The sequence below is a fragment of the Sphingomonas sp. NFR15 genome (assembly GCF_900103265.1).
In the GTDB taxonomy this organism is placed as follows: Bacteria; Pseudomonadota; Alphaproteobacteria; order Sphingomonadales; family Sphingomonadaceae; genus Sphingomonas; species Sphingomonas pollutisoli.
Genome location: NZ_FMWX01000010.1, coordinates 56,926 through 66,962 on the forward strand (window position 1 = coordinate 56,926; position 10,037 = coordinate 66,962).

The 10,037-nt window shown below is 67.4% G+C and carries 11 protein-coding genes; 8 read left to right on the forward strand and 3 right to left on the reverse strand.

Features of this window, described 5'->3' with window-relative positions; genetic code table 11:
* The first annotated feature begins 19 nt into the window (after positions 1 to 19).
* On the forward strand, positions 20 to 679 hold the full coding sequence (locus BLS81_RS18485; protein ID WP_093226102.1) for an MBL fold metallo-hydrolase: 660 nt from the start codon (positions 20 to 22) through the stop codon (positions 677 to 679).
* A 99-nt stretch (positions 680 to 778) separates the two neighbouring features.
* Here the strand turns inward: BLS81_RS18485 and BLS81_RS18490 are convergent, their stop codons facing one another.
* Positions 779 to 1,213, reverse strand: coding sequence for an MAPEG family protein (locus BLS81_RS18490; RefSeq protein ID WP_256326331.1), 435 nt, complete (start codon positions 1,211 to 1,213; stop codon positions 779 to 781).
* Positions 1,214 to 1,420: 207 nt separating this feature from the next.
* Here BLS81_RS18490 and rpmF point away from each other — a divergent pair, with 207 nt between their 5' ends.
* The 6 genes from rpmF to BLS81_RS18520 all read left to right on the forward strand — a co-directional run bounded on the left by rpmF (position 1,421) and on the right by BLS81_RS18520 (position 5,447).
* Positions 1,421 to 1,600, forward strand: a complete 180-nt coding sequence (gene rpmF, locus BLS81_RS18495) for a 50S ribosomal protein L32 (protein WP_093226103.1) — start codon at positions 1,421 to 1,423, stop codon at positions 1,598 to 1,600.
* A 23-nt stretch (positions 1,601 to 1,623) separates the two neighbouring features.
* A complete protein-coding gene (gene plsX, locus BLS81_RS18500; RefSeq protein WP_093226105.1) occupies positions 1,624 to 2,667 on the forward strand; it encodes a phosphate acyltransferase PlsX in 1,044 nt (347 codons plus the stop codon).
* A gap of 35 nt (positions 2,668 to 2,702) precedes the next feature.
* On the forward strand, positions 2,703 to 3,674 hold the full coding sequence (locus BLS81_RS18505; protein ID WP_093226107.1) for a beta-ketoacyl-ACP synthase III: 972 nt from the start codon (positions 2,703 to 2,705) through the stop codon (positions 3,672 to 3,674).
* A gap of 142 nt (positions 3,675 to 3,816) precedes the next feature.
* Positions 3,817 to 4,113, forward strand: a complete 297-nt coding sequence (locus tag BLS81_RS18510; RefSeq protein WP_093226108.1) for an integration host factor subunit alpha — start codon at positions 3,817 to 3,819, stop codon at positions 4,111 to 4,113.
* The gene (locus BLS81_RS18515) at positions 4,110 to 4,520 is read left to right on the forward strand and encodes a MerR family transcriptional regulator (protein ID WP_371128306.1); all 411 of its coding nucleotides are present in this window, start codon (positions 4,110 to 4,112) and stop codon (positions 4,518 to 4,520) included. Before BLS81_RS18510 ends, BLS81_RS18515 begins: the two co-directional genes overlap by 4 nt.
* A 414-nt stretch (positions 4,521 to 4,934) precedes the next feature.
* Positions 4,935 to 5,447 (forward strand): energy transducer TonB family protein, encoded by a 513-nt coding sequence (locus tag BLS81_RS18520; RefSeq protein WP_093226111.1) that lies wholly within the window; start codon positions 4,935 to 4,937, stop codon positions 5,445 to 5,447.
* 78 nt (positions 5,448 to 5,525) lie between these two features.
* Here the strand turns inward: BLS81_RS18520 and BLS81_RS18525 are convergent, their stop codons facing one another.
* Positions 5,526 to 7,097 (reverse strand): peptide chain release factor 3, encoded by a 1,572-nt coding sequence (locus BLS81_RS18525; protein ID WP_093226184.1) that lies wholly within the window; start codon positions 7,095 to 7,097, stop codon positions 5,526 to 5,528.
* A gap of 165 nt (positions 7,098 to 7,262) precedes the next feature.
* Between BLS81_RS18525 and BLS81_RS18530 the strand changes: the two genes are divergently transcribed.
* Positions 7,263 to 7,937, forward strand: a complete 675-nt coding sequence (locus tag BLS81_RS18530; RefSeq protein ID WP_093226113.1) for a queuosine precursor transporter — start codon at positions 7,263 to 7,265, stop codon at positions 7,935 to 7,937.
* A 176-nt stretch (positions 7,938 to 8,113) separates the two neighbouring features.
* On the opposite strand, the gene BLS81_RS18535 is transcribed toward BLS81_RS18530, so the two are convergent.
* On the reverse strand, positions 8,114 to 10,009 hold the full coding sequence (locus BLS81_RS18535) for a S9 family peptidase (RefSeq protein WP_093226114.1): 1,896 nt from the start codon (positions 10,007 to 10,009) through the stop codon (positions 8,114 to 8,116).
* Positions 10,010 to 10,037 lie beyond the last annotated feature (28 nt).

Sequence of the window (10,037 nt, forward strand, 5' to 3'; positions counted from 1 at the left end):
GTTTCTATCTCGGCGCGATATGGCCAATCCTCCCCTCCGCGCGACGATCATCCCGGTCACGCCGCTCCAGCAGAATTGCACGCTGTTCTGGTGCACCGAAACGATGCGCGGCGCCTTCGTCGATCCGGGCGGGGATCTGCCCAAGCTGCGCGCGGCGGCGGCGCAGCACGGTGTCACGGTCGAGAAGATCCTCATCACCCACGGCCATATCGACCATTGCGGCTCGGCCGGCCCGTTCGCGCGGGAACTCGGCGCGCCGATCGAGGGGCCGCACGAGGCCGATCGCTTCTGGATCGCCCGGCTCGCCGACGACGGCCGCAATTATGGCGTGCCCGGCACCCCGTTCGAGCCCGACCGCTGGCTGGCCGACGGCGATACGGTGACCGTCGGCAATCTGACGCTCGACGTCTATCACTGCCCCGGCCACACGCCGGGCCATGTCGTGTTCCACCACGCGCCGTCGAAGCTGGCGATCGTCGGCGACGTGCTGTTCGCCGGCTCGATCGGCCGGACCGATTTCCCGATGGGCAATCATCAGGATCTGCTCGACGCGATCGTCACCAAGCTGTGGCCGCTCGGCGGCGACACCGCCTTCATCCCCGGCCACAACCAGATGAGCACCTTCGCGCAGGAACGCGCCAGCAACCCCTATGTGAGCGACGCGGCGCTGGCGGCCTGACCGACATTCCCAGCCGGTTCGTGTCGAGCGAAGTCGAGACACCGGCGCTGCGGACGTGTCTCTCGACTTCGCTCGGGACGAACGGCTTTCACGCTGGCCTCACCGCACCCGAATCACCGTCTCCGTCACCACCCGCCCGGAGCCGCCGATGAACGGCAGCGTCACCGCATAGGCTGACAGCCCGAGCAGCACCGCGAAGGTCACCGCCGTGCCGCCCTCGCGGCCGCCCGGCATGCCGTCCATGCCGAGCGCGTGCGCGATTCGCGCGATCAGGAAGACCGAACTCACCGCCCACAGCCACGTCGGGCTGCCGATCGAAAGTTCGATCAGGCCGATCAGCAGCAGCACGAACGGCGCATATTCGACGAAATTGGCGTGCGCGCGCATCCGGCGGATCAGCGGCAGGTTGCCGCCGTCGCCCAGCTCGACGCCGGTTTCGCGCCGGATCAGCCCGGTGCGCGCCGCCAGCCAGAAGTTGATGATGCCCGCCCCGCCGACGGCGGTGAGCGTGATCGGCAGCAGGACAGGCGCCAAGATTCGATCCTTTCGTGAGAGGCCCGCGCTGTGCCACCGTGCCTCACCGCTTGCAACGGCGCGGAGAATCGCTATAGGCGCGGTGCTTCGCGATGCGTTCGGCCGCAGGTGCCACCGCGGCCGACCCTCAACCGTCGGTCACGTGGCTATTGGGTCCGGGCGAATCGCCCCGAATCGAACACGCAACAAGCACAAGGTTTCGCCGAAATGGCCGTCCCCAAGAGAAAAACTACGCCGTCCAAGCGCGGCATGCGCCGGGCCCACGATGCGCTGAGCATCGAATCGTTTCAGGAATGCCCGAACTGTGGTGAACTGAAGCGTCCGCACAATCTCTGCAATTCGTGCGGCCATTACAACGGCCGCGAGATCGTCTCGGTCGAGGGCTGATCTCTGCGGAACGGGGGGCGAAAGTGACGAACGGCTCCCGGATCGCCGTTGACGCGATGGGTGGCGACGAAGGGCTGGCGGTGATGCTGGCCGGGGTCGCGCGCGCGCGTCGTCAGTTCGAAGGCCAGGGATCGGACCTGCGCTTCATCCTCGTGGGGGATGAGGCGGCGATCACGCACGGGCTGAAGAATCATCCCAACCTGACCGCGCATTCGGAGATCGTCCACGCCCCCGAGGTGGTGGGATCGTCCGACAAGCCGAGCCAGGCGATCCGTCGCGCGAAGACCACGTCGATGGGTGTCGCCATCGACATGGTCAAGCAGGGCCGCGCCGCCGCCGCGGTGTCGTCGGGCAACACCGGCGCGCTGATGGCGATGGCCAAGCTCTCGCTGCGCACGATGCCCGGCATCGACCGCCCCGCGCTCGCCGCGATGATGCCCTCGCTCGGCGAGAATGACGTCGTCGTGCTCGATCTCGGCGCGAACACCGAATGCACCGCGCGCAACCTCGTCCAGTTCGCGGTGATGGGCGCCGCCTATGCGCGCACCACGCTCGATCTCCAGAGCCCGCGCGTCGCGCTGCTCAACATCGGCAGCGAGGACCAGAAGGGCACCGACGAGATCCGCGACGCCGCGCAGACGCTGCGCCTCGCGACTCACCTGCCGATGAGCTTCACCGGCTTCATCGAGGGCGACCGGCTCTCGCGCGGCGAGGTCGATGTCATCGTGTGCGACGGCTTCTCCGGCAACATCGCGCTGAAGACCGCCGAGGGCACCGCGCGCTTCGTCGCCGATCTGCTGCGCCGCGCGTTCAAGAGTTCGATGCGCTCGAAGATCGGCTTCCTGATCTCCAAGCCCGCGACCGATCTGCTGCGCCACCATCTCGACCCCAACAACCATAACGGCGCGGTTTTCCTCGGGCTCAACGGGCTGGTGCTCAAGAGCCACGGCGGCGCCAACGAAATCGGTGTCGCCACCGCGATCGGCGTCGCCGCCAAGATGGTGCGCGACGATCTCACCCGGCGCATCGCCGAGGATCTTGGCAATTTCGAAGCAAAAGCGGCCTGAACGAGCCGCACCCTGGGCCGCTTGAAGGAAACAGCATGATTCGCGCCGTCATCACCGGTACCGGCTCCGCGCTGCCAGCGCGCCGGGTGTCCAACGCGCAGCTTGCCGAAACGGTCGACACCTCGGACGAATGGATCGTCGAGCGCACCGGTATCCGCTTCCGCCACATCGCCGACGAGCATGAGACCACCGCCACGCTCGGCGCCGACGCCGCCCGCGCCGCGCTCGCCGCCGCCGGCGCGGCCGCGCGCGACATCGACCTCATCGTGCTGGCGACCGCGACGCCCGACCAGACCTTCCCGTCGAGCGCGACCAAGATCCAGGCGCTGCTCGGCATCGACGATTGCGTCGCGTTCGACGTGGCGGCGGTCTGCTCGGGCTTTCTCTACGCGCTCCAGGTCGCCGACAGCATGATTCGCGCGGGCGCGGTGCGGCGCGCGCTGGTGATCGGTTCGGAGACGTTCAGCCGCATCCTCGACTGGGAAGACCGCGCCACCTGCGTGCTGTTCGGCGACGGCGCCGGGGCGATCGTGCTCGAGGCGCGCGAAAGTGACGCCGCCGCCGATGCCCAGGGCGTGCTCGCGGTGCGGCTCCACGCCGATGGCCGCCACAACCAGTTGCTCTATGTCGATGGCGGCCCCTCGACCACCGGCACCGTCGGCAAGCTGCGCATGAAGGGCCGCGAGGTGTTCCGCCACGCCGTCGTCAATCTGGCGGCGGTGCTGACCGAGACGATGGCGGCCGCCGGGCTCGCACCGGACGCGATCGACTGGCTGGTGCCGCATCAGGCCAATGCGCGCATCCTCGATGCCACCGCGAAGAAGCTCGGCCTGTCGCCCGACAAGGTCGTCGTCACGGTCGATCGCCATGCCAACACCTCCGCCGCCTCGGTGCCGCTCGCGCTCGACACGGCGGTGCGCGACGGCCGGATCAAGCACGGTGACCTGATCGTGCTGGAGGCGATGGGCGGCGGCTTCACCTGGGGCGCGGCGGTGGTGCGCTTCTAGGACGGGCATTTCCCCGCCGCGCCGCGCGCCGGCGGCGGCATGTCCCGAAATCTCCTTGTGCCAGAGGGGTTAAGCCCCTTCCGGCGGCATCCGTGTCGTGTTACGCTTTGGCAACCTTTTGGGGAAAGGGGAGGGACAAGATATGACTGCCGGAACATTGACTCGCGCTGATCTTGCCGAAGCGCTCCATCACCAGGTCGGGCTGTCGCGCGCCGATTCGGGCAAGCTCGTCGAGCAGATCCTCGAACATATGTGCGAGGCGCTGTCCAACGGCCAGAACGTCAAGATCTCGGGGTTCGGCACCTTCGTGCTGCGCGACAAGGGCGAGCGCATCGGGCGCAACCCCAAGACCGGGGTCGAGGTGCCGATCGCGCCGCGCCGCGTCCTCACCTTCCGCGCCAGCCAGATGATGCGCGATCGTATCGTGGAAGCCGGCTGATGGTGCCTCCCGGTCCGCCGGAGACGGTGGCGGGCGGCATCACGGCAAGCGAACCCGGCGGAAGACCCGCCGGGGACAAGGCGGCGGGCGCGTTCCGCACGATCGGCGAACTCTCGCGCGAAAGCGGCCTTCCCCAGCATATCCTGCGCTATTGGGAGACGCGCTTCCCCCAGCTCCGCCCGCTGCAACGCGCCGGCAACCGCCGCTATTATCGCCCCGAGGACGTCGCGCTGGTGCTGCGGATCAACCACCTGCTCAACCAGGAGGGGTACACGATCCGCGGCGTCCAGACGCTGCTCGCCGACGAACGCAAGCGCACGCCCGCCAGCGCCGCGACGATCGAAGCGGTGCGCGCGGTGCGCGAGTCGCTCGCGGATGCCCTGGCGCGCGACACCACCGCCACCTGACCACCCCGCCCGTCGCGCGTGCGCGCCACGTGCCAGCACGCCTCCCCGCGCCGCCGCGAGGCGGCGCGCGCCTGTCGCCGGGCGATCGCACCCGCTCCGGTGATATCTCCGTTCAGAACGGCGGCGAGGTTACAAATACGTATAAGGACGAATACTTATACAATAGATTGTGTATAAATCACCCGTCGCTGTAGATTATCTGCTACACAAAACCGTAATATCGCGCCGACGCTTACGGCATGATACTGATGTCGATTTATTACTATGCTTAGCTTGATCTTGAGAGTATCGCGCCGCACGGGAGAAGGACAAGAGATCGGGGTCGCTGTCCCCTTTTGGCTGTTCGTCCGAAGATCGGGAAGGTCGAACTTCCGATGAGCGTAGCCAATTGTCCCAAGTACGTGGACACTCATCATGAAGATCAACACGCTATTCCTTGCCGGTACGATTGCGCTCGCGGCGCTCGTGCCAGGATCGAGCGCGGTCGGCCGCACCGCCGCCGCCGCAACCGAGTCGCCGACGCTGGCGGCATGGTCGGACCGCGTCTATCGCGCGGTCGAGGAACACCTTACCTACCCGCATGACGTTTTTGGCCGGTATTCGACCGGTGTCGTCGCCGTGAAGTTCAGGTGCAGCGAAACCGGCGCGCCCGCCGATGTCGAGCTCTACAAATCGTCGCGCGCGCCCGATCTCGACCAGGCGGCCCTCCGCGCGGTCCGCCGCATCGCCACGCTCCATCCGCTCCCGGATGGCATGCCGCACAATCAGCGGATCGTCATGCGCGTCCTGTTCGCGGATACGCCGGAAACCGCGGCGCAGGAGATCCGGCACATGCGCATCGAGGCGGCGCAGGCCAATGCGTGGTTCGGCAGGTCCGCGCCGGCGGTCGCCAGCACGGTCGCCCTCGCGCCGCCCGCCGGCAGTTGACGTGACGCGCGCCGCGTCCGGCCGCTCTCGCGCACCATCGGCGATGATGGCGCGCGGGGAGACCGGGCGCGGTCCGCCTTAGCGCTCGCGCGTCGCCGCGAATTTCACCTTGGCATAACGGTCGGCGATATAGCCGACCTCCCAGGCCGATTTCGCGAGGAACACCGGGTTGCCGTCGCGGTCCTTGGCCATCGCGCCGCGGTTGAGATCGGCGAACGCCTTGAGGTCGGCCGGGTCTTCGGCCGACACCCAGCGCGCGGTCTCGAACGGCGCCATCTCCAGGCTCGCGGCGACCTTATATTCGGCCTCGAGCCGCGACAGCAGCACTTCCAACTGGAGCTGCCCGACCACGCCGATGATCCAGTTCGAGCCGATCTCCGGGTAGAACACCTGGGTGACGCCTTCCTCAGCCATGTCGTCGAGCGCCTTGCGGAGCTGCTTGGTCTTGGTCGGGTCTTTCAACTGGACACGACGCAGGATTTCGGGCGCGAAATTGGGCAGCCCGGTGAAGCGCACGTCAGCGCGCTCGCTGAGCGTGTCACCCACCCGGAGCGTGCCGTGGTTGGGGATGCCGATGATGTCGCCCGGATAGGCCTCGTCCGCCAATTCGCGCTGCTGGGCGAAGAACAGGATCGGCGAATGGATCGCGATCGGCTTGCCGTGCCCGGTCGGGGTCAGCTTCATGCCGCGTTTGAACGTGCCGGAACACAGCCGCATGAAGGCGATGCGGTCGCGGTGGTTGGGGTCCATGTTGGCCTGCACCTTGAACACGAACCCGGTGACCTCGTCGCGCGCCGGATCGACCGCGGCGGGCTCGGCCGGCTGCGCGCGCGGCGGCGGCGCGAACGACGCGAGCGCGTCGATCAGCGAATCGACCCCGAACTCCTTGAGCGCCGAGCCGAAATAGACCGGCGTCAGATCGCCGCGCCGATATGCTTCGGCATCGAATTCCGGATACCCCACCTGCGCCAGCTCGACATCCTCGCGCACCTTGGTGAGCGTGCCGGCGGAAATGATCGCGTCGAGTTGCGGGTCGTCGATGCCGCTGGTCTGGATCACCTTGCCCTGAAACTCGCGGCTCGCGCCCTCGGGCAGCAGCAGCCGGTTGGTGACCAGATCGAATATCCCCTCGAAATCGCTGCCCATCCCCATCGGCCAGGTCATCGGCGTCACTTCGAGCTGGAGCAGCTCGGCCACTTCATCCAGGATCGCAAACACCTCGCGCCCCTCGCGGTCGACCTTGTTGACGAAGGTGATGATCGGCACGTTGCGAAGCCGGCACACCTCGAACAATTTGCGCGTCTGGCTCTCGATACCCTTGGCGACGTCGATCACCATCACCGCCGAATCGACCGCCGTCAGCGTGCGATAGGTGTCTTCCGAGAAATCCTCGTGGCCCGGCGTGTCGAGCAGGTTGAAGGTGGTGCCTTCGCGCTCGAACGTCATCACCGAGGAGGTGACCGAGATGCCGCGCTGCTGCTCGATCTTCATCCAGTCCGAGCGCGCGCGCCGCGCCGCGCCGCGCGCCTTGACCTCGCCGGCAAGGTGGATCGCGCCGCCGAACAGCAGCAGCTTCTCGGTAAGCGTGGTCTTGCCGGCGTCAGGATGCGAGATGATCGCGAAGGTGCGGCGGTCGGAGATGTGATTCATCGCGGCGCTGTACGCAATCGCGCGCGCCCGGTCCATCGTCGCCCCGGCGGAGGCCGGGGCCGGTGCGTAACTTGGCGGGCCGGTTGCCTCAAACGCAGCGGCCCCGGCCTCCGCCGGGGCGACGGCTGGTTTGACCCGCGCCCGAAACACGGTAGCGTGCGGCGGATGCAAAAGCCGCCTCTCGCGATCCCGCGTTCGCTCTTCTTCCTGTCGATCTTCTACGGTGGCATGGTCTGCATCGCGGGCGTGCTCGGCAACAAACAGGTCACGTTGGGACCGATTTCCCAGCTTGGCCCGGTGTTGGGCCTGCCCCCACTCGCAATTGAAGCCGGGATTTTCGCCTTCCTGCTGCTTGTGGCGACGTCCAGCGCCGTCGCCGAATTGCACGGACGCAAGGTAGCGAACCTCTTGGTTTTGGTTGGTTTCGTCCCGCTGGTGACGTCCGTGATCTTAACGCTGCTTGTCCTTGCTTTGCCTGCCGCACCGGAAATGCCTGCGGATCGATTGGCTGCTTTCAACACGATGATGGGCGCCACGCCTTGGATCTGGCTCGGCGGTATCGTTGCCTATGGTGTGTCTCAAATACTCAATGTCACGATCTTTTCTTGGCTCAAGGGGCAGGAGGGTAATTCGCTGCTTTGGGTGCGCGCCGCAGTTGCAAGCGTGCTCAGCCAGATCGTCGATACATTACTCTTCATCACCATCGCGTTTGGAACAGGCGCGATCGGCTGGCTTATGGGCGGTCAGATGTTGGTAAAAGTCGTTCTCTCGATAATTCTGGTGCCCGTTCTGATTACGATCTTCGTCGCGCTAGGTCGGCGGCTGGATCGGGCGGCCTAACCCACCCCCGTTCGCCCCGAGCGAAGTCGAGGGGCAGCCCGGAGCGCAGGTGTCTCGACTTCGCTCGACACGAACGGTCTGGATAACCCGTTCGTGCTGAGCGAAGTCGAAGCACGTGCCCCGCACACCACGGCCCGCATCACGCGCCCCGTCAGCACCTGCCCCACCCGGATCCGCTACTTCAGATACCGGTCGAACCACGCGACCGTCCGTGCGCGCAGATCCTTGGCGTTGGCGGGCGCGCGCACGCCGTGGCCTTCGTCGGGGTAGATCACCAGGCTGGTCGGCACGCCGAGATCTTTCAGCGCATGCCAATATTCGGTCGATTGCGTCGGCGGCACCTCGATGTCGCGCTCGCCCGCCCAGATGAAGGTCGGGGTCTTGGCATTCTTGATGAAGTAGATCGCCGAGGCCGCCTCATACGCCTTGTAATCGTCGTACAGCGTCTTGCCGAAAAACGGCAGCATCCACTGGTCGATGCCATTGGTGCCGTAATAGCTCACCCAGTTGGACAGCCCCGCCCCCGCGACGATCGCCTTGAACCGGTTGGTCTGGGTGTTGGCCCACATCGACATGAACCCGCCATAGGAGCCGCCGGTCAGCCCGAGCCGCGCGTCGTCGATCGGCGCGGCCTTCTCCGCCGCATCGATTCCGGCCAGGATGTCGCGCAGGTCGCCGCCGCCGAAATCGCGTTTGTTGGCGGCGGTGAACGCCTCGCCCTGCCCGTAGCTGCCGCGCGGATTGGGCAGGAACACGTAATAGCCCGCCGCGAGCAACGTGCCGCTGGTGCTGTCGGGGGGCAGATAGGACGGCACGTTCGCCGCCGCCGGGCCGCCGTGGACGATCGTCACCATCGGCGCCTTGCCGGTGCCGGCGGCGCGCGGTGCCAGGAGCCAACCCTGCACGTCAAACCCGTCGTTTTTCCAGGTGATGCTGCGCGCGGTGGCGAGCGCAGGCGCGGTGTCGTTGTCATGCGTGATCTGCACCGGCGCCGCGACCGGCCCGGCGTAGATCGCGGGCGCGTGGGTGAAATCCTGCACCACCATCGCGACGCGGCTGCCGTCGGCGCTGTACGCGACCCGCCCGTCGCCCGCCGCGAAGCTCGCCGGGCGGTGCCAGCCGAGCGTGGCGGCGCGCGCGCCGACCGACAGCAGCGATAGGTCGCTGCCGCCGAGCGCGGTGCCCTGCACGCCCGCGCCGGTCCACGCGATCGAGGTGGCGGTGAATTTGGCGCCCGCAGTGAGGTTGCGCGGGGTGCCGCCGGTGATCGGCACGCTCCACACGTCACCGCCGACCGAGCCGAAATCGCTCATCAACCCGCCGATAAAGGCGACCTCGCGGCCATCGGGGGAGACGCGCGGAAAATTGATCTGCGTCGTCGGCTTGGCGATGGTGCGGACCGCGCCGGTGGCCGCGTCGATCCGGTCGAGCGTCGCCACCCACCAATTGTTGTCGCCGTTGCCGAGCGCGCTGGTCACGACGAAGCCGCGGCCGTCGGGCGTCCAGGCATATTCATAGACATAGCGGCCGGCTGGCGAGAGCGGCTTGACCGCCGCCGCTGCGACCGCCGGGCCGGCGAGATCGAACACCGCGATGCGCTGCTCGTCGTTCTTCTCGCCGATCTCGCCGACCTGCCGCACCCCGGCCTGGTTCGCGCCGATCTCCTTGGCCGCCCCGAGCGTGACGAGCAGCGCGATCCGCGTGCCGTCGGGCGAGAAGCGCGGCGTCTCGGCGACCCCCGCGATCGTCGCGACGGTGCGGGTCGCCTTGCCGTCCTCGATGCCGAGCGTGACGGTCCCCGCGGCCTTGTCGCGCGCGAGCCAGGCGAGCCGCCCGTCGGGCGCGAACGTCACGTCCGAATAGGTGCAGGCCGCGCAGGGATCGAGCGTGCGCACCACCTGGCCATTGGCCGCGCGCACGGTGATGACGCCATGCGCCGCGCCGACCGCGTCGATGCTGGCGATCCGGTCGCCGCGCGGGGCGAGCGCGAGATCGCCATAGCTGCGCGTCGGCGCGGCGAGCGCGGGGGTGGCGGCCGACGCCAGCAGGGCGGCGGCGAGGTAAAGACGCATAGGATACTCCGGGGGAAAACTTTTAAAA